General features: G+C 60.8%; 19 protein-coding genes. 12 read left to right on the top strand and 7 right to left on the bottom strand.

Features of this window, described 5'->3' with window-relative positions:
• Nucleotides 1-26 precede the first annotated feature (26 nt).
• The 4 genes from AKN83_RS34560 to AKN83_RS34545 are packed head-to-tail and all read left to right on the top strand — an operon-like array spanning nt 27 to nt 3674.
• The gene (locus AKN83_RS34560; RefSeq protein ID WP_050400724.1) at nt 27-1823 is read left to right on the top strand and encodes a methanol/ethanol family PQQ-dependent dehydrogenase; all 1797 of its coding nucleotides are present in this window, start codon (nt 27-29) and stop codon (nt 1821-1823) included.
• Nucleotides 1807-2637, top strand: a complete 831-nt coding sequence (locus AKN83_RS34555; protein WP_050400725.1) for a substrate-binding domain-containing protein — start codon at nt 1807-1809, stop codon at nt 2635-2637. The genes AKN83_RS34560 and AKN83_RS34555 overlap by 17 nt, the downstream gene beginning before the upstream one ends.
• A gap of 3 nt (nt 2638-2640) precedes the next feature.
• Nucleotides 2641-3264, top strand: coding sequence for a c-type cytochrome (locus AKN83_RS34550; protein WP_050400726.1), 624 nt, complete (start codon nt 2641-2643; stop codon nt 3262-3264).
• A 20-nt stretch (nt 3265-3284) separates the two neighbouring features.
• Nucleotides 3285-3674 (top strand): c-type cytochrome, encoded by a 390-nt coding sequence (locus AKN83_RS34545; RefSeq protein WP_244522201.1) that lies wholly within the window; start codon nt 3285-3287, stop codon nt 3672-3674.
• Nucleotides 3675-3797: 123 nt separating this feature from the next.
• On the opposite strand, the gene AKN83_RS34540 is transcribed toward AKN83_RS34545, so the two are convergent.
• Entirely contained in the window at nt 3798-4655 is an 858-nt protein-coding gene (locus AKN83_RS34540; protein ID WP_050400727.1) for an SDR family oxidoreductase, read from the bottom strand.
• 141 nt (nt 4656-4796) lie between these two features.
• Between AKN83_RS34540 and AKN83_RS34535 the strand changes: the two genes are divergently transcribed.
• Together AKN83_RS34535 and AKN83_RS34525 are read left to right on the top strand one after the other, a co-directional pair.
• Nucleotides 4797-5117 (top strand): low affinity iron permease family protein, encoded by a 321-nt coding sequence (locus AKN83_RS34535; RefSeq protein WP_050400728.1) that lies wholly within the window; start codon nt 4797-4799, stop codon nt 5115-5117.
• 1105 nt (nt 5118-6222) lie between these two features.
• On the top strand, nt 6223-6951 hold the full coding sequence (locus tag AKN83_RS34525; protein WP_050400730.1) for a Crp/Fnr family transcriptional regulator: 729 nt from the start codon (nt 6223-6225) through the stop codon (nt 6949-6951).
• Here AKN83_RS34525 and AKN83_RS34520 read toward each other — a convergent pair.
• Nucleotides 6948-7181 carry a DUF6894 family protein gene (locus AKN83_RS34520; RefSeq protein WP_157113703.1) on the bottom strand — a complete coding sequence of 78 codons (234 nt, stop codon included), beginning with the start codon at nt 7179-7181 and terminating at the stop codon, nt 6948-6950. The two genes, AKN83_RS34525 and AKN83_RS34520, sit on opposite strands and share 4 nt — an antisense overlap.
• 258 nt (nt 7182-7439) lie before the next feature.
• Between AKN83_RS34520 and AKN83_RS34515 the strand changes: the two genes are divergently transcribed.
• Nucleotides 7440-7649, top strand: coding sequence for a hypothetical protein (locus AKN83_RS34515; RefSeq protein WP_050400732.1), 210 nt, complete (start codon nt 7440-7442; stop codon nt 7647-7649).
• Between the two features lie 37 nt (nt 7650-7686).
• Here the strand turns inward: AKN83_RS34515 and AKN83_RS41535 are convergent, their stop codons facing one another.
• A complete protein-coding gene (locus AKN83_RS41535) occupies nt 7687-8028 on the bottom strand; it encodes a hypothetical protein (RefSeq protein WP_063695667.1) in 342 nt (113 codons plus the stop codon).
• Between the two features lie 160 nt (nt 8029-8188).
• Nucleotides 8189-8434 (bottom strand): DUF3551 domain-containing protein, encoded by a 246-nt coding sequence (locus AKN83_RS38970; RefSeq protein WP_083992369.1) that lies wholly within the window; start codon nt 8432-8434, stop codon nt 8189-8191.
• Nucleotides 8435-9547: 1113 nt separating this feature from the next.
• Between AKN83_RS38970 and AKN83_RS34500 the strand changes: the two genes are divergently transcribed.
• Nucleotides 9548-10819 (top strand): Nramp family divalent metal transporter, encoded by a 1272-nt coding sequence (locus AKN83_RS34500; protein ID WP_050400733.1) that lies wholly within the window; start codon nt 9548-9550, stop codon nt 10817-10819.
• A gap of 61 nt (nt 10820-10880) precedes the next feature.
• Here AKN83_RS34500 and AKN83_RS34495 read toward each other — a convergent pair whose 3' ends face one another.
• On the bottom strand, nt 10881-11666 hold the full coding sequence (locus AKN83_RS34495; protein ID WP_050400734.1) for an SDR family NAD(P)-dependent oxidoreductase: 786 nt from the start codon (nt 11664-11666) through the stop codon (nt 10881-10883).
• A 156-nt stretch (nt 11667-11822) separates the two neighbouring features.
• Between AKN83_RS34495 and AKN83_RS34490 the strand changes: the two genes are divergently transcribed.
• The 4 genes from AKN83_RS34490 to AKN83_RS38960 all read left to right on the top strand — a co-directional run bounded on the left by AKN83_RS34490 (nt 11823) and on the right by AKN83_RS38960 (nt 15821).
• On the top strand, nt 11823-12998 hold the full coding sequence (locus AKN83_RS34490; protein WP_050400735.1) for a zinc-dependent alcohol dehydrogenase: 1176 nt from the start codon (nt 11823-11825) through the stop codon (nt 12996-12998).
• Nucleotides 12999-13020: 22 nt separating this feature from the next.
• On the top strand, nt 13021-13557 hold the full coding sequence (locus AKN83_RS34485; protein WP_050400736.1) for a hypothetical protein: 537 nt from the start codon (nt 13021-13023) through the stop codon (nt 13555-13557).
• A gap of 37 nt (nt 13558-13594) precedes the next feature.
• Nucleotides 13595-14791, top strand: a complete 1197-nt coding sequence (locus AKN83_RS34480; protein WP_050400737.1) for a DUF305 domain-containing protein — start codon at nt 13595-13597, stop codon at nt 14789-14791.
• A 232-nt stretch (nt 14792-15023) separates the two neighbouring features.
• Nucleotides 15024-15821: a Crp/Fnr family transcriptional regulator gene (locus tag AKN83_RS38960; protein ID WP_083992368.1), complete on the top strand. Its 798-nt coding sequence runs from the start codon at nt 15024-15026 to the stop codon at nt 15819-15821.
• Here AKN83_RS38960 and AKN83_RS34465 read toward each other — a convergent pair.
• Nucleotides 15725-16756 carry a glycosyltransferase family protein gene (locus AKN83_RS34465; protein WP_050400740.1) on the bottom strand — a complete coding sequence of 344 codons (1032 nt, stop codon included), beginning with the start codon at nt 16754-16756 and terminating at the stop codon, nt 15725-15727. The genes AKN83_RS38960 and AKN83_RS34465 overlap by 97 nt on opposite strands.
• The gene (locus AKN83_RS34460) at nt 16753-17061 is read right to left on the bottom strand and encodes a hypothetical protein (RefSeq protein ID WP_050400741.1); all 309 of its coding nucleotides are present in this window, start codon (nt 17059-17061) and stop codon (nt 16753-16755) included. Before AKN83_RS34460 ends, AKN83_RS34465 begins: the two co-directional genes overlap by 4 nt.
• Between the last annotated feature and the right edge of the window lie 298 nt (nt 17062-17359).

The following is a 17359-nucleotide window of genomic DNA, read 5'->3' as shown; positions in this document are numbered from 1 at the left end:
GCCGCGCGTTGGTCGCAACGGCGAGCATGGCCTGTGCCGCCTGGACCTCCTTTGCCTTCGCGCAGAGTGACCTGCAGAGCCGGATGAAAGATCCCGGACAGTGGCCGATGGCGGCGCGCGACTACGCCAACACGCGCTTCAGCGATCTCGATCAGATCAACGCGAGCAACGCATCTCGCCTGCAGCTTGCCTGGACGTTCTCAGTCGGAGCTGATCGCGGCCAGGAGGCAGCTCCGCTTGTCATCGATAATACCATGTATGTGGTCGGTCCCTACGCGGGCCCCTATCCCAATCGCGTCTTCGCGTTGGATGCGACCACTGGAGAGCTGAAGTGGTCCTATGCACCGAAGCCTGAGCCGGCGGCGGCCGGTGTCGCCTGCTGCGACGTGGTCAACCGCGGCCTTGCCTACGACGATGGCAAGATTTTTCTCAACACGCTCGACAACCATACCGTCGCCATCGATGCCAAGACCGGCAAGGAGCTTTGGCATACGAAGCTCGGCGAAATCAACAAGGGCGAGACCATCACCATGGCGCCGATTGTCGCCAAGGGGAAGATTCTGGTCGGCAATAGCGGCGGCGAAATGGGCGTGCGTGGCTGGCTCACTGCGCTCGACGAGAGCACAGGCGCGATCTTCTGGCGCGCCTACTCCACCGGCCCGGACAAGGACGTGCTAATCGGCGACGACTTCAAACCGTTCTACGCCAATCTCAAGGACAAGGACCTCGGCGTGAAGAGCTGGCCGGCGGACCGCTGGCAGGTCGGCGGCGGCACGGTGTGGGGTTGGGTCTCCTACGACCCGGAACTCAACCTCGTCTACTATGGAACCGCGAACCCGAGCCCCTGGAACGCTAACCAGCGCAGCGGCGATAATCTCTGGAGCAGCACGATCTTCGCGCGCGATGCGGACACCGGTCACGCCAAATGGGCTTACCAACTCAATCCCCATGATCTGTTCGATCACGACGAGATCAACGAGAACGTCCTGGTTGACCTCGTTCTTGATGGGCAAGCGCGCAAGGTACTCATTCACCCCGGCCGCAACGGCTATATGTACGTTATCGACCGCAGCACGGGTGAGGTGATTTCCGCCAACGCCTATGAGTTCATCAACGCCTACAAGGGCGTCGACCTCAAGTCGGGAAGGATCATACCGAACGAAGAGAAGACGCCGCTCCTCGGCAAAACCATTGAGGACATTTGCCCCGCCTCGCCCGGCGCCAAGGATTGGCAACCCACCGCTTGGTCGCCACGAACCAAGCTCCTCTACGTTCCGCATCAGCATCTCTGCATGAACTTCAAGGCGTCGCAGGTCGGTTATATCGCCGGGACTCCCTATGTCGGCGCCGACGTCGACATGTATGCCGGCCCCGGCGGATATCGCGGAGAGTTCATGGCGTGGGATCCTGTTGCGCGGAAGAAGGTCTGGGAGATTCATGAGCGCCTCCCGGTGTGGAGCGGCGCGCTCGTCACCGCTGGCGATGTCGCCTTCTACGGCACCATGGACCGGCTCTTCAAAGGAGTGGATGCGAAGGACGGCCATCTGCTCTGGCAGTTCCGCGCCGGCTCCGGCTTCATCGGTCAGCCGATCTCGTATCGCGGCGCCGACGGACAGCAATATATCGCAATCCTGTCCGGTGTCGGCGGCTGGCCCGGCGTCGTCGCGAATGCAGAAGTCGATCCGAGAGTCCGCAACAGCGCGTTGGGCTTCACGGGGGCGACGCAGGATTTGCCGTTCTACACCGCTGGCGGCAGCGAATTGCTCGTCTTCAAGCTTGGCGGCACAAGTGGTCAGGACAAAGATCATGCGCCGGCTCATTGAGTGTGCCGCCATTTTCCTCGCCATAACGCTCGGCACAGCCGCCGCGGCTTCGGAGCAGAGCGGCGAGCTTCGCGTGTGCGCCGATCCGAACAACATGCCATTCTCCAACCGGCCGGAACAGGGGTTCGAGAACAGCCTCGCCGCCATGATGGCCGAGCAATTCGGGATGCAGCTCTCCTACACCTGGTGGGCGCAGCGCCGCGGCTTTATCCGCAATACGCTCAACGCCGGAAAATGCGACGTCGTGATCGGCGTTCCAGACCAATTCGAAATGACGGAGACGACGAAGCCCTATTATCGCTCTACTTATATTTTCGTGACGCGGCAGGACCGCCATCTCGACTTCACGTCGCTGCTCGATCCGAAACTGCGCCAGTTGAGAATCGGGGTCCACCTGATCGGCGACGATGGAAGCAACGCGCCTCCAGCGGAGGCACTCGGCGAACAGGGCATCGTGGACAATGTGCGAGGCTACTCGATCTATGGCGACTATCGCCAAGCCAATCCGCCGGCGCGTCTGATCGAAGCAGTCGAAAGCGGCGAGATCGACGTCGCCGCGGTGTGGGGTCCGCTCGGCGGATACTTCGCCAAGCGATCGCCGATCAAGCTCGTGGTCGCTCCGGTCCAGGACGGCGAACAATTTGCACCCCAGCGGTTCCAGTTTTCGATCTCGATGGGTGTACGCAAGGGCGATCATGCATTGCGCGATCGCCTCAATGACTTCATCGACGGGCATCGACCGGAAATCGCCTCGCTGCTGCGCAGCTACGGCATACCCTTGGTCGAAACGCCAACGTCCGCTGGAGGAGGTTAGCTCATGCGGACTATCCTCGCACTTGGTGCATTCCTGCTGCTCGCCGGTAGCCCGCCCGCAGTCGGCCAACAGAGCCTGCCGCAATCTCAGGAAGCGCAAACGCCCGTGGTGTCTCCGCGCCCGGATTTCGGACGAAGCGTCGGCAACGGCCGCCCTGGCGTGTTCATGCAGGTCCCCGTCAGCCATCTCTTTCCGGGCGCCCAGCCCAGCAACCCGGCGATCAAGAATCCCGTGCAGGGCGATCCGAAAGCGGAGCAGCGCGGCATGACGTATTTTGTCAGTTTCAATTGCGTCGGCTGCCATGCCGCGAATGGCGGCGGTGGCATGGGCCCGTCACTGAGCAACAACATCTTCATTTACGGCTCGCAGCCCGAGAACATCTATCTCTCCATTTACCAGGGGCGGCCGAACGGCATGCCGGCGTGGGGCGCTGTCTTGCCGGATGCGGTGATCTGGGACCTCGTGACCTATATCGGCAAGATCAGCAACGAACCGAACCGCCATTGGGGCCGCACATTCTCCGCCGAGCCGTTGTCACCTGATATCGAGCAGGTTCCGACTGAACAGGTCTCGACCAGCGATCCCTGGTCCAACACCAAGAAATTCGGTTCGGGTCAGAAGCCGTGAGCATGCGATCGCAGCGTCGGATGGGCGACAAGACGGCAATATTGATGCGCCGCTTGCTCGTTTTGCTTTGCCTTGGATCGGTCTTGACCGGGTACGACAACACTGCCGCGTCGGGTGCCCAGGATTTCGACGGCAATTCGCGGCGCGGTGCAGATTTGGTGAAGCAGTACGGATGCGGCGGCTGCCACGAAATTCCCGGTATTGCCAACGCCGACGGAAATGTCGGGCCTTCCTTGCGACGGATTGCTACTCGGACCTACATTGCCGGGTTCATCCAGAATACGCCGGATAATATGACGTTCTGGATCGAGGATCCGCAAAGGATGCTGCCGGGCAACGCCATGCCAAGCTCCGGCATTTCACAGGATGATGCGCGCGACATCAGCGCATTCTTGTATACGTTGAAATAACTGGCCAGAGATGGTCGATCCAGGCGTCGCGGCGGGCAGATCAGTAGCTCATCGTCCATCGGGGCCGACTTCGTCCCGATGGAGCGTCAATACGTAACCGGGGCAAGGAAGTAGATCCGGGCCCTATATGAACGGCTTCCCGCCGGTGACGGCAACTGTCGTACCCGATGTGTAGCTCGACAAGGGGTCGGCGAGCATGACGTACGCCGTTGCGAGCTCGGCGGGCTGCCCTGGGCGCTTCATCGGCACTTGCTGCCCGAACGTCTTGACTGCCTCTTCCGGCATCGTGGACGGGATAAGCGGCGTCCAGATCGGACCGGGCGCGACCGCGTTGACCCGGATCCCCTTGGCCGCCAGCATTTGCGCAAGTCCGCCGGTGAAATTCTGAATGGCCCCCTTCGTGGTCGCATAAGCCAGAAGCATCGGGTTTGGCATATCGGAATTGACGGAAGCCGTATTGATGATCGCGGCTCCAGGCTTCATGTGGGGTACCGCGGCCTTGCTCAGGTAGAACATGGCGTGAATGTTGGTTTCGAACGTTCGTTGCCACTCCTCGTCGCTGATGTCGCCGATATCCTTGAATGTCGCCTGGTGCGCAGCATTGTTGACGAGAATGTCGATTCCGCCCAATTCGTCGACGGCGCGGCGGATGATGCCGCGGCAGTGCTCAGCGTTGCGAACATCGCCGGGAATCAGAACGGCCTTGCGTCCTTCTCTTTCGATCAAGCTCTTGACCTCGGCTGCGTCTTCATCTTCTTCCAGATAGGCCAGCACCAGGTCCGCTCCCTCGCGCGCATAGGCAATCGCGACCGCACGTCCAATCCCGCTATCGCTACCCGTGATGATCGCCTTCAGGCCGGCGAGCCGGCCGGATCCCCGGTAGCTCTCTTCCCCATGGTCGGGTCTTGGATCCATCTTGCGAGTCAGCCCCGGCATCGGCTGCTTCTGAGCGGGAAATGGCGGTTTGGGAAAATCGGTCATGGCAGGCTCCAACGTAATCGTTGGCTAACCGCTGGCTTCCCTTGGTCGTTCCTACGCCGGGGGCGCCGGCCGAGCGGCGTCTGAGGCAAACCCGATCCACGCCGCATTGGAACGGCCTCGGAGGATCTACGTTGCCGCAGAATGTCTTTTGCATCGGCTAGAGGCTGGCTTACCACGCTGGGCACAGCGACGGCACGGCCCGCCGCGTTCGCGATCTTCCTTCTGTACGGGATCGCCTGGATTGTCTTTGGCAACGGGCTCGAATGGCATTCATTTGCGACGCTGGCGACATGGGGCATGACGCTGCTCATCCAACGAGCGGAGCATCGCGATACACAAGCCATTCACGCCAAGCTGGACGAACTATTGAAGGCGAGCGGACATCCACACTTGATGGAAGTCGACGACAAGGATGCGGAGGAAGTCGAACAGCAGCGCGAGTGCGTCCAGCGCGGACATTAAAGGTTCGAGCGACCATTCTTTCGAAGCCACGCGGAGCGTCAGCCTTTCGTTCGACTTCGCGGTGAACACAGAGCGGGACTCCGGCATTTCTGGGAGCCGTGAGGGGAGCCGTCTGTCCCGGAAGGCGCTTGTGAATCTCGGGAGAAACCAGTTACCCTGATCGTAATTATCCCAGATGCAACCCGCCCAGGAAATCCATCTGGTTCGTGTTACGACCGACGACGGTGTGGTGCAGATCTGGCTCGCGGGCAAGCTCACCGGGGGAAGCGCTTGACGAGGTTCTCGATGTGATCCCTGAAGGATGGACGGTCCAACTCGTCCGACGGCTCGACGCCGATCAAGCCGCGGCATTGAACATGACGACCGGAGAAATCCGCCGATACCGGCCGCTCTGAACACCGCTTGGTATCCTGACAGGGCAGCCGATCGATAATGCAAGAGGCCCCGAGCCTCCTCTACACCGACCCGGGGCCTGGCTCGCTCAGCGTCCCCTGCGCTCCTTCGTATCATTCATGGTTGCCCCGGGGTTTGCCGAGCGCGGGCTGCTCGAGGCGCCCTGACCAGTTGCTGCAGCCGGAGAGTCTCCGCCGCCTGCGCCGCTCCCGGCGCCTCCCGCACCAGCGCCTCCCGCTCCCGCCCCCCCTCCGGCACCTGCGCCAGCCCCACCTCCACCTCCACCTCCGCCCCCACCGCCGCCACCACCGCCACCACCACCTTGAGCGGTTGCTGCTGCAATTGACCCGAAGATGAATGCGGCTGCCAGAACGATCTTTACGACTTTCATTTGAACGCTTCCTCTGTGTTGGACCAGAGCGAGCAACATCGCTTGGCTACCGACGTTCCTAAGAGCGGCCACATTCAGCGCGACTCTGTGCACTAGCGGCGATGCGTCGCGGCAATCTCCCGCTAGCTCAGCGATGGTGATGCCGCGCGCGATCGACTTTGTTAAGCGAGGAACGCCTCGGCATACCAATTGTTTGGTTTACATCATCGGCAACGATCATTTTGATGCCGGTGTTGAGAGTGTCGCACTCCCGTCGACGCGGCCACCAGGGCGCATTTCACTGCAATTGTTCCGTTTCTCTCAAACGCGTGGAGAAAGCCGGTGGCTTCAAACCTCGCATCCGCCCTAATCACGAAATTGACCGCTTCCAACATTCTGGATGGCGCGGATGTTCAGGCTCTCCAGCAACTCCCCATCAAGCAGAGGCGGCTTGCGGCACAGCAAATCATTGTTGCCGACGGCAGCCAGCCACAGGAATGCTGCCTCCTCGAAGAGGGGTTCGCCTTCCGCGCCAAGATGACGCCCGACGGGCATCGCCAGGTGCTGTCGCTGCACATCCCAGGCGAGATACCCGATCTGCAGAGCCTGCACCTCAATGTCATGGACCATGACCTTCTCACGCTGACGCCCTGCTCGCTCGGCTTCATACCGCACGCAGCGTTGCGCAACCTGAACAGGCAGCGCCCGAAGGTTGCTGACGCCTTGTGGCGCGAGACGCTGATCGACGCAGCGATGTTCAGAGAATGGATTGTCAATATCGGGCGCCGCTCTGCGACCGAGCGCATGGCTCATCTTTTTGTCGAGGTGCATAGCAGATTGCGAGCCATTGGACGCACCACCGACGGAGACTTTTCCTTTCCTATCACGCAGGGCGATCTCGCGGACTGCCTCGGCCTTTCGGTTGTGCACGTCAACCGCGTGTTACAAAGTTTCCGAAAGCAGGGACTCATCCGAGCCGAGCGGTCGGAATACCGGATTGTCGATCATAGCAAACTTCAGGAAGTCGCCGGATTCGATCCGACCTACCTTCACGCCCACCCGGGCGCCTAGCTCGGCTCGGATCCGAGACGCTTGGCACTCACGTCGATTCTGAAAATCGGGGTATCCTCCCGCGTCACCGAAACCGACCATTGGCTGGATTGGTCGAGATTCAGGTTTGATTCGATATCTCGAACCGTCATGACGGCAACCTCCCAGGCTGCTTCGTCGTTAGGCAGCTCCTCGCCTTCCGGATCGTCAAATGGGTGGCCGTTGGAGATGTGAAAGTAATACTTGCTCATCAGCATGAAACCGTGTGCGGATTGTCCGCTCCCGCCGTGAGCGACAAACTCACGCGTGACGCTGCTCGTCCCAAGTGGTACCGCTCCAACCTGAAGCCGAGGCGGCACGACACTGAGGCTTGCTGCGCTTCACATAGTATAAGGCGGGAACCGACTTCCGGTTGCTATAGTTGAGCAAGTGGACCGCGCAGGCGTCTCGCCTAAAAGCCGCCATGGCTTTACCATCTAAGAGCCGGGGCGATCTTCAGGAATTCTGTATTGAGCCAGAAGGGCCCACTTGTCATCGTCAATGTCGTGAACCCTGACGCCTTTGCGGGGAAGGGCAGCATCATCGTGCTCGAATATGCCAGCGCTGACACGGCGATGAAGGTGGCAACGAAGATCGCGCAGGAGACCGGACGCCATGTCATCGTGCGCGATGACGAAATGAACGTGATCGGCAGAGTCTCGTCGCAGGCGGTCCATTGAAGCGCCGGCATCACTGACAGCGCGTTCCCGCCCTCGCTCATCTCTTCCGGTTGGCCAATTTTGTTGATGGCCCGTCGGCTGGCTTTTGAGGAGAGTCGGCAGCCATCTCGGGAGGCTTCTCTTCTGAAAGCTCATGGCCCCGGAACGGATCCGCCGCTTCATCGTATCCACTCCTGCTGCTGAAGAACATGAGTGCCATGAGCCCACAGCCAATAATGAGAGAGAAGAAGATGCCGAAGCCCATCGCCAGCCAACCGGCGCGGGTCATGTCGGCTGAGCCTGCAGAATTCCAGCCCGAAACCGCAAGTATGACGGCCATCACGAGCAACCCAAGCAGCACCGCCAGGATGGCGAACTGTCCTCGGCCAATGCGAGACAAGGCGACCTCCTTTACTGCGAGGTGAATGCGACTGTACCGCAGTTCATCGTTGCCGCGGCGCTTTCCCAACGCTCAGCGGCAGAGACTTCGAGCAGCGCATGATCGCCCTCGGAAGCCAGATCGAAGCCAAAGGCGAAGCCGAGCCACCGAGACCGGAACATCAATGCCGATTTCGATAGCGTGGTCGCTGCTCACCGAACGCCGCACGCGGATTGACCCCGCATGTCACGTTCCTTCCGGACGCAGACGCAAGACATTGGCCGCGCGTCTGGTACATGCAGTCGCCGGGGTATCCGACACCCCTTCCTTGCACGCACCATGGATAGTCACGCGCATCAGCGGCCGTGACGTTTGTGAGTCCCGCAATTGCAAGCGCCAAGACTGTGGTGAACAGATAGAGACGCATACTTGGCTCCTTCGAAGCGATGCACGACCAACGAAGCCCGAGGGTTCACGTTCCAGCGGTTCGGCGGCCGAACTCAGCGAACGACGGCTTGCAGCACCTAACATTGCGTCGCCGAATTCCTTTAGGACTAGGAAGAGAACGGCCCAAATCTCCACTGCGTGGGCGGCGGATATCCAGGCGTCGTGATCCAGTTGTCCACGCTTGCCGCAAGCTCTGCAGAACGAAGCTTTCTCGTCACTTCGTCACGCTGGTCACCTTGCAGGCGAGATGCCTGACGGAGAACATCTTTCTTGAACGCAGAAATCCTATCTTGAAGGCTTGTCGTTTGCTTGACCCTTCGTCGAGTTTTCCTCATGACGCGCTCTTGTCTGAAGCGGGAGCGTCAGCGCTCGCCAGTCCGGCCATGGTATGCAGTCACGAAGACCGTCGCCACAACCTAGGTTACGCTCAGAACAAGCTTGGTGAGAATTGCATGGATGGCACCCAGCTGGCCGTGCTTGGTGAAAGGTGGCGGCGAGCCTGCCTCCGATCTCGGCGGTCGCTGCGGCTTTCCGCGCTTCGGACACCCCTTCGGAACCGACCAACGCCGCTTGCAACGCGTGGTGATCAGCAGGATGTAAAGCCCGTTCCTGCGACAACAAATAAAAAGTGCCGCGAACTGCTTATTGCCCATGCCGCCCCGAAGGCGAAGATATGGACGCCTGCTCAACGCCGCTTGTGTGGAGCAGCGCGCAGAGCCGCATTGCCGGCGCTCCGGAGCTCGTCGAGAGACGACCTCCCATCGCGCACGGCTTGCAGCAACCCGGAAGCCACGCTGGTCCGCCGCGTCGTATCGGACCGCGGCACATCTCCGCAGACCTCGTCGAGCACTGCACGAAGCACCGCCGCCGTTTCACCATCGAGCATCGCCGCCTCCCTGCCCTCGAGCACCAAACTTTATCGTACCGCGATGAGGCCCGATACGTTTTCAAGTATGTTAAGATGCGGGCTGAATTCCAATCTTCGTAGCTGAGCTTTGATTTCGGTCAGCACCACAAGGAACTTCGAGGCACCGCATGCGCTGATCCTGATGAGCCTGCCGAAGGTGGGCGGTCGACATCCGGCTATTCCGATTTGACCGACAACAGCAACAAACCCCACCCAGGTTGGCACCGCACCCTGGGACTCGGCGTCGTGGCGGGCGCCGCCGACGACGATTGCTCTGCGATCGGCACCTATGCCAGTGCCGGCGCGCAATTCGGGCTCACGCTGCTCTGGATGGCGCCGGTCACGTTTCCGATGATGTTCTCGGTCGTCTATCTCTCCTCCAAACTAGGGCAGGTGACAGGCAAAGGGCTTTTTCAGGTCATCCGGGAACACTATCCGAAATGGCTGCTATGGCCGGTTCTGATCGGCGTGCTTGTCGGAAACACCATTGAGGCGGCCGCAGATATTGCTGGCATGGCGGCTTGCCTGAACATCTTCGTCCCGATTCCGCCGCTTCTGATCGCCATTGCCATTGCCGTCATCATCTTGCTGCTTCAGATGTTCGGCTCCTACAGCCTCATCCGCAACGTGTTCCGATGGTTGGCGCTCTCGCTGTTTGCTTATGTCGGATCAGCGGCCCTGACGAGGCCCGCCCCCGCCGAGATCCTGCGCGGTACCTTCCTGCCCCACATCGAGCTGACCAAGGATTATCTTTCGATCCTCGTCGCCATCATCGGCACGACGCTCTCGGCCTACCTCTATACCTGGCAGTCAAACGTCGAGGTCGAGGAGAAGATCGCCGCCGGCAAGACCAGCACGGCCGAGCGGCGGGGCGCGAGCGATGCCGATCTCGCACGCTCACAGCGCGATATCGTCGTCGGAATGGCATTCTCGAACATCATCATGTACTTCATCATTCTGTCGACGGGCGCCACACTGCATCAGGTCGGACACAACAACATCGAGAATGCAGCCCAGGCGGCGGAGGCCCTTCGTCCGCTAGCCGGCGGCGGCGCAGCAGTGCTGTTCGCCACCGGTGTGATTGCCGTCGGCTTCCTGGCCGTTCCCGTGATGACGACCGGGGCCGCCTACGATCTCACCCAAGCGATCGGCTGGAAGAGCAGCCTTCACGCCAAGCCACGCGAAGCCAAGGCATTCTATGGCCTAATCGCTGGCTTCACCGCGATTGCGACCGTGCTGAATGGTCTCGGCTTCAATCCGATGAAGGCGCTGGTCTATGCCGGCATCGTGCAGGGCTTTTCAACGCCACCGCTGCTCCTGCTCATCGTGCTGCTCACCAACGATCGAGACCTGATGGGAGACAAAACCAACGGTTTCTGGCTCAATCTCCTGAGCTGGGTCGCAGTGGCCGTCATCTTCGCGGCCAGTATCGGCCTTGTTGGATCCTGGTTGCTATAGAGGAACCGTATCACCGATCAAAAACAGACTGGCTGGTTCGCGCCGGGCTTCGATTGGAGGCTTACTTTTTGGCAGTGCCAGGCTCCGCCATCCTGCGATGCTGCCTGGCGAGAAGTGCGGCCGGCGTGACGTTGGCGACCGCCGACTGCAGCTTGTTCTTCAGGCCCGTGACGATGTCCCCCTCGCCTTTCATCATCGCATCGAACCCAGCTTTGGCGACATCAGCAGCAGCATCCTTCTTCGCGGTACCGATGCTGGTATCCATCATGTCGGCACGGCGGAAAAACTCGGTCTCGGTGGCGCCGGGCATCAGGCAGGTCACGGTGACGCGGGTATCACGCAATTCCTCCCGGAGCGCAAAGGAGAATGAATCGAGAAATGCCTTGGAGCCGTTATAGACAGCCTGAAAGCTGCCGGGAGTGAAGCCGGCGATTGAGCCCGTGATCAGGATGCGGCCGGAATCCCGGCGGCGCATCTCGTTGCCGACGCAATGAAGAAGATAGACCGTTCCGGTGATATTGGTATCGATGACCCGCCGGATGCGGTTGAAATCCTGGTCGAGGAAAGCGCGGCCGAGACCGACGCCGGCGTTCGCCAGCAGAGCATCGACCGGACGACCCTGTGTCGCGGCGCAGAGGCGATCGACCCCTTCCGTCGTCGAGAGATCCGCCAACACCGCATGCACCTGTCCCCCGAGGCCCCGCAGTTCAGCAGCTTTCGCTTCGATCGCGTTCTCGTCGGCGGCGATCAGGAGATCGAAGCCTGCCTGCGCGCAGCATCTGGCAAGTTCCAGGCCGATACCGGTGGATGCGCCGGTGACGATGGCGAATTGACGTTGGGCTGACATGAGCAATCCTCGACCAATGAGTTGTTCGCTCAAATCGCCCGCCTGCCGGCTTGTTCCTATCCGCCCGTATGGCCGGCGTTGCAAAACTTCTCCCAGCGCTAGCAACCAACTTTGTCGGTTCGACTTGGAATTCATTATTCGAAGCCGGAGGCAGAGATGAAGGCGCTGGTTTGGCACGGCAAGGAAGACATTCGCTGCGACGAAGTCACCGATCCGCAAATTGAGGATCCGCGCGACGCCATCATCAAGGTCACCAGCTGCGCCATCTGCGGCTCTGACCTGCACCTGTTCCATAACTTCATCCCCGGTATGCTGCCCGGCGACATCATGGGCCACGAGACGATGGGTGAAGTCGTGGAGACCGGTGACGGGATGGACGGCAAGCTGAAGAAGGGCGACCGCATCGTGGTGCCCTTCACCATCATCTGCGGCCAATGCGAACAGTGCAAACGGGGCAATTTCTCCGTATGCGAGACGACCAATCGCAAGCGTCATTTGGCAGAAAAGGTCTTCGGCCACACCACAGCGGGACTGTTCGGTTACACGCATCTGACCGGCGGCTATCCGGGCGGCCAGGCGGAATACCTCCGCGTTCCCTTCGCCGACACCACACATATCAAGATCCCGGAGGGGCTGTCCGACGAACAGGTACTGTTTCTCAGCGACATATTCCCGACCGGCTGGCAAGCCGCCGCGCAATGCGACATAGAGCCGACCGATACTGTTGCCATATGGGGCTGCGGTCCGGTTGGGCAGATGGCGATCCGGAGTGCGATCCTGCTTGGTGCCAACCAGGTGATCGCGATCGATTGCCTGCCCGAGCGGCTTAGCATGGCCGAGGCAGGCGGCGCGACCGTCATCGACTTCAAGACGGAAAGCGTGATGGATCGGTTGCAGGAGCTGACCGACGGGCGCGGCCCTGAAAAGTGCATCGATGCGACAGGCATGGAATCCCATGTGATGCCGTCGCAGCCGGACACGATACTCGATCGGGCCAAGCAGATGCTGATGCTGGAAAGTGATCGCCCGCATGTGTTGCGCGAGATGATCTATCTCTGCCGCCCGGGCGGCGTGATCTCAATACCCGGTGTGTACAGCGGCTTCTCGGACAAGATTCCGATGGGCGCACTGATGAACAAAGGGCTTACGGTTCGCACCGGCCAGACACATGTCAACCGCTGGACGGACGATCTGCTGCGCCGCATCGCGGACGGCGAAATCGACCCATCCTTCGTCATTACCCACACCGTCGACCTCGAGCACGGCCCCGAGATGTACAGACTGTTCCGCGATAAGCAGGACAGCTGCGTCAAGGTGGTGCTGAAGCCCTGAACCGAAAGTGAGAGCTGACACTATGTATTATGTTGCCAACATCATGCGCTCAAAAGGCGATCCGAAGATCGTGCGCAGTGGACCGCGCCATGTTCCTCCGGCGAACCGTCTGGCCCGCTCACTGGGCTGGTTCAGCATCGGGCTCGGCGCCCTCGAGCTGTTCGCCCCTCGCCGCATCACCCGGACGCTCGGCATGCAGGGAAATGAAACCTTGGTGCGTGCGTTCGGGCTACGGGAGATTTTCAGCGGGATCATGTCGCTGTCGGTTGACCGCAATGCCGGCCTGTGGAGCCGGGTCGCTGGAGATGGACTCGACGCCGCTGCATTGATGTCTGCGATGACACGACACAATCCGAAGAAACACAACGTCGCGCTCGCCTTGCTGATGATCGGCGGCATCGCGATGCTGGACTACCGCGGCGCACAGGAAACGGCACGGCGGCCGCAAAACGGGCGCCGTCGACTCTATCCGGACCGCAGCGGCTTTCCCAAGGGGCTGGCGGCGGCAAGGGACGCGGCCCGGAAGGTGCTGTCGCACACCAAGGCCTCAGTATCCTGAGAGCGTGGGCCGCAGACGCCAGAACCGAGCATACTCTATGGTCGCGCCAGCCGAGGCTGATCGCACCGCGGCGACCACGGACCACAAATCGCGCTGGCTCGCCGCCGCTGAGCTCGGCGCGATTAGCAGCAGCTTCTCCACCATCGTCAGCCAGCTGGCCGCCGCGCGGATCGGCCGCGATGCCGCTGTCGATTGGATGACGGTCGCCGCAATCCCGGCACGCGACTCGGTGCTCGGCTTGGAGCCGTCATGGAGCGCGGTTCTTGTCGGCGTTGCCTTCCACCAATGGGCCGACTTCTCCTGGGCGCTCGTGTTCTTTGGCCTGTTCGGCCGTTGGACCGTGCATCTGACGCCGATGCAGATCCTGCTCGCCGCTCTGCCATGGGCGGTCCTGTCGTCCGCCATGGAATGGTTCTTTCTGGTTCCGTTATTCCCGTTCTTCCAGCCGCTGTTCACGCTGCAACAGCCCTACTGGATCGGACTGCTTGTCCACGCCTCCTCGGCTGTGATGTACCCGCTGTTCGTCTGGCTACGCTGGCCCTCCGGACACGTGCCGGCTCGCGATGCGCGATTCGCCCGCAGCTGGGCCATAGCTGCCGTCATCGTCATCACTACACTTTCCGCCGCGGCGTTCGCCAGCGCAACCGGCCGCGAGTTTCCATGGGCCGGCGGCGATCTGGATACGGATCAGCTCTATATCCGCCACATGGCGACCCATCATGCCCAGGGGATCGAGCTCGCCCGGCTCGGTGCCGAACGCGCCCGCGATCCCCATCTTCGGGCCCTGGCTGGACTGATGGTCGCGAGCCAGGCCGGCGAGAACCGCATATTCGAACGCTGGTGGCAAAGCTGGTTCGAGACTTTGATGCCGGATTGCACGGACGACGAACGCAGCCGAATGCCGGGCTTTCTGACCATCCAACAGCTACAAGAGGTTCGCGACGCCTCATCCGAGGCATTCGACGGAGCGTTCGTGCGAATGATGACGCTGCATCACAAGGGAGCCGTCAAGATGGCCGACCAGGAATGGCGCAGCCGCGGCGACCTGCGGCTCCGCATCATGGCGCACGCCATCCGTCACGAGCAGCAAGGCGAAATCGACATGATGCATGGCGTGAGCGGAGCCGCCGCCGTCGCTGCCGCCTATCGCCATATGTTTTCTGACAATGTCGACCAGGCTCCGCGCGGCAAGCGGCGTTCAGTCGGCAGCCAAGGGATACACAGCGCACCTTGATGGCGTATGCGTGGCATCGCAGCCGAACGATCAACTTTCCTTGAGAGACGCGCTCGTCTTTTGTCCAGCTTGCACGGTCCGCAATGTCCGCCGCCCTATGTCGGCAGCGTCAATCGGAGCGCGGCCGCTTCCTCGACATTCCCCAGCCTCGCTCTGTCCCACCACATGTCTTAAGTTAATGACGCGTCGGCTATGCTCGCTAATATGCGATTGTCGTTTTCCAGGCGCCCTCATGCAAGCAGGATTTCCGTTCTCAAGGTTTGCCGATCGCTTGGCGACACAGGGCGCCCTGTCATCCGATAGTCTCGATCTCTTGGCCAAGATGCCGAGCAGCATCAGCCACTACGGCTCTCGCCATCATCTTATGCAGCGAGGTGAGCTTCCAACGCATTGTCATTTGCTGCTGCAGGGATATCTGTGCTGGCAGGATCCCGATGGCCGCGATGGCCGGATCATCTCGATCCATGTACCGGGCGACGTTCCGGACCTCTATACGGTCCATGACCTTCAAGTTGATTATGATCTCGTAACGGTTGGTCCCGCGGTTGTCGCATCGGTTCCTCACCGCTTCTTCCGGGAGTTGGCCGAGCTATCGCCTACGCTCTGGCGTTCGCTATTGCGGCTCATTCTGATCGACGCTGCGACCTCAAGAAACTGGATCCTGAACGTGAGCAGCCGCGACGCGCTCGAACGCGTCGCGCATCTCATATGCGAACTCGCAACACGGCTACGCGCCGTCGGTCTGGCGAGAGACCTCCGCGTTCCCTCCCCCTTCACGCAATCCGAGCTCGCGGCGGCCTGCAGCATATCGGCCGTCCACGCCAACCGGACCATCCAGGAGCTTCGTCGCAGCAGCCTGCTGCAGTGGCATTCAAAGACCATTACGATCACAAACTGGTATGGTTTGGTCCGTCTGGCCGGCTTCAATCCGGCCTATCTGCGGTTACCCGCAATCGACGAGGTTGAGGCAGCCGAGCCGCCGACGGCAAGATCAACCGAAGCAGCCGTTATCGCAGATTCGCTGCGATGACTGAGTGCATTTTCGACTTGTTCAATGACGGGGCTCCAATCGCCCGGCTTTCTCTGGCGAAATAGCCGGGCCGTCGGGTACCAAATAGAGCGTTCACCGGATGCGGGCCAACGCCAGTCGCAGTCAGCATGCAGAAGAATCCACACGTCGAGCCCCAGCGCGCCGGCAAGATGCGCGACCATCGTATCCACGCAGATGACGAGATCCAGTTGAGCCATTCGTTGGCCCAACAAGCAAATATCCACTGTGCTGATATCCCGCGCGCCGATCGTTGGCGCCATTGCGGCTCCCGGCCCACGCTGCAAGGAGTACAAGTCGATGTTGGCCCCGCCCAGACGTTGCAGCTCGGCAACCGGAATTTCTCTCCGCTTGTCCCAGGCACCCACCTCCCAAACCAGGCCTACTGCCGTTTGCCCGCCAATGCGCTCCCGAAATCGCACGGTGGTCGGCGACAGGCTGAGATACGGCCTCTGCAATGCAATATGGTCTCGATTCGCCCTGATGGCGTGCGGCACCTCCATGATCTCGATATCGACGTCGAATTCGACGTCAGGCACACCATTGTGAAGCGGAATAGCGCGATCGACACCGTCGGCTCGACTAATCAGGGCAAGCAACGGCGGCTGGCACCAGACGGTTACGCCACGCGCAATTGCCCGCAGTGCGGGCATGAAGCGGATGAACTGGATTGTATCGCCGAGGCCGTGGTAGCAACGAACCAGGACACTCCTGCCCCGCAACTCCTCGCCGCGCCAGATCCGCTGCAGATGACGAGGTCCAAGGTGTTTATCTCCCCCCGGTGCCCACAGTCGCGCCAGATCGCGGTCACTGATGGCCCATGCGCGGTCGAACTCGCCGGCGCGCATGGCATCAATCCAGTCCTGCCCAGCGCCGGCCGATCGATCAGTCGAGGCAGCAACGGCCGGTCCGATCATTTGGCACTGGATCGCCGAACGAACTTGTGGAAACGGCTGGTCTTTCCGTCCTTGGTGCGATCCTGGTAGAGAAACGCAAGGTCGGCCTCGTCGAACTTGCGGAAGAATTCGTCCCAACCGATGTGGTCAAGCCCCTCATCAGGGGGATCGAAGTCGATCCGCAGGATACCTGCATGACCATCTTCTTCGGTTGCTTCAACAGTTGCCGGACGACCGTGCCGGGACTCGGCCCAATGCCGGATTGAGTTGTGGTCGGTGGTGGTGTGGGCTTCGGTTTCATCCACCTTGCTGTGGCTTTGCGTCATCAACTTATCTCGCGCGCTATCGGGTTCTGATCTAGGTGAGCCAGTCTGGCTCTCCGGGCGAAACGCCGCTTGGCGCAAATAGTTCTTAGCGAGTTGTCGCGACGGTTGTCCCCGATCTGACCGGAGCATCATGTTCTTCATCTTCATCCAGGATGAAGGTCGTTCCGTAGAACTGCAGCCCGACGCTATCCTGAGTTAAGAAATTTCGATTTTCGCGACATGAACCGGGATGCTGGCGTTTCCGACTGGCTCTACTCAGGAACGAACATACCCTGCGGTACGTTCGCCGCCGTACTTA

The sequence above is a fragment of the Bradyrhizobium embrapense genome, from assembly GCF_001189235.2.
GTDB classification, from domain to species: domain Bacteria; phylum Pseudomonadota; class Alphaproteobacteria; order Rhizobiales; family Xanthobacteraceae; genus Bradyrhizobium; species Bradyrhizobium embrapense.
Note: the sequence above shows the minus strand (reverse complement) of the source record. Positions and strands in the feature narration are given on the sequence as shown.

Bases quoted from the DNA above. Each gene is read 5' to 3' on its own strand.
- AKN83_RS34465 (WP_050400740.1), bottom strand. From the start codon at position 16,756: ATGATCGGACCGGCCGTTGCTGCCTCGACTGATCGATCGGCCGGCGCT.
- AKN83_RS34540 (WP_050400727.1), bottom strand. From the start codon at position 4,655: ATGACCGATTTTCCCAAACCGCCATTTCCCGCTCAGAAGCAGCCGATG.
- AKN83_RS34495 (WP_050400734.1), bottom strand. From the start codon at position 11,666: ATGTCAGCCCAACGTCAATTCGCCATCGTCACCGGCGCATCCACCGGT.
- AKN83_RS38970 (WP_083992369.1), bottom strand. From the start codon at position 8,434: ATGCGTCTCTATCTGTTCACCACAGTCTTGGCGCTTGCAATTGCGGGA.
- AKN83_RS34480 (WP_050400737.1), top strand. From the start codon at position 13,595: ATGGTCGCGCCAGCCGAGGCTGATCGCACCGCGGCGACCACGGACCAC.
- AKN83_RS34490 (WP_050400735.1), top strand. From the start codon at position 11,823: ATGAAGGCGCTGGTTTGGCACGGCAAGGAAGACATTCGCTGCGACGAA.
- AKN83_RS34520 (WP_157113703.1), bottom strand. From the start codon at position 7,181: ATGAGCAAGTATTACTTTCACATCTCCAACGGCCACCCATTTGACGAT.
- AKN83_RS34555 (WP_050400725.1), top strand. From the start codon at position 1,807: ATGCGCCGGCTCATTGAGTGTGCCGCCATTTTCCTCGCCATAACGCTC.
- AKN83_RS34560 (WP_050400724.1), top strand. From the start codon at position 27: ATGGCCTGTGCCGCCTGGACCTCCTTTGCCTTCGCGCAGAGTGACCTG.
- AKN83_RS34485 (WP_050400736.1), top strand. From the start codon at position 13,021: ATGTATTATGTTGCCAACATCATGCGCTCAAAAGGCGATCCGAAGATC.
- AKN83_RS34545 (WP_244522201.1), top strand. From the start codon at position 3,285: ATGGGCGACAAGACGGCAATATTGATGCGCCGCTTGCTCGTTTTGCTT.
- AKN83_RS38960 (WP_083992368.1), top strand. From the start codon at position 15,024: ATGCAAGCAGGATTTCCGTTCTCAAGGTTTGCCGATCGCTTGGCGACA.
- AKN83_RS34460 (WP_050400741.1), bottom strand. From the start codon at position 17,061: ATGACGCAAAGCCACAGCAAGGTGGATGAAACCGAAGCCCACACCACC.
- AKN83_RS34550 (WP_050400726.1), top strand. From the start codon at position 2,641: ATGCGGACTATCCTCGCACTTGGTGCATTCCTGCTGCTCGCCGGTAGC.
- AKN83_RS34535 (WP_050400728.1), top strand. From the start codon at position 4,797: ATGTCTTTTGCATCGGCTAGAGGCTGGCTTACCACGCTGGGCACAGCG.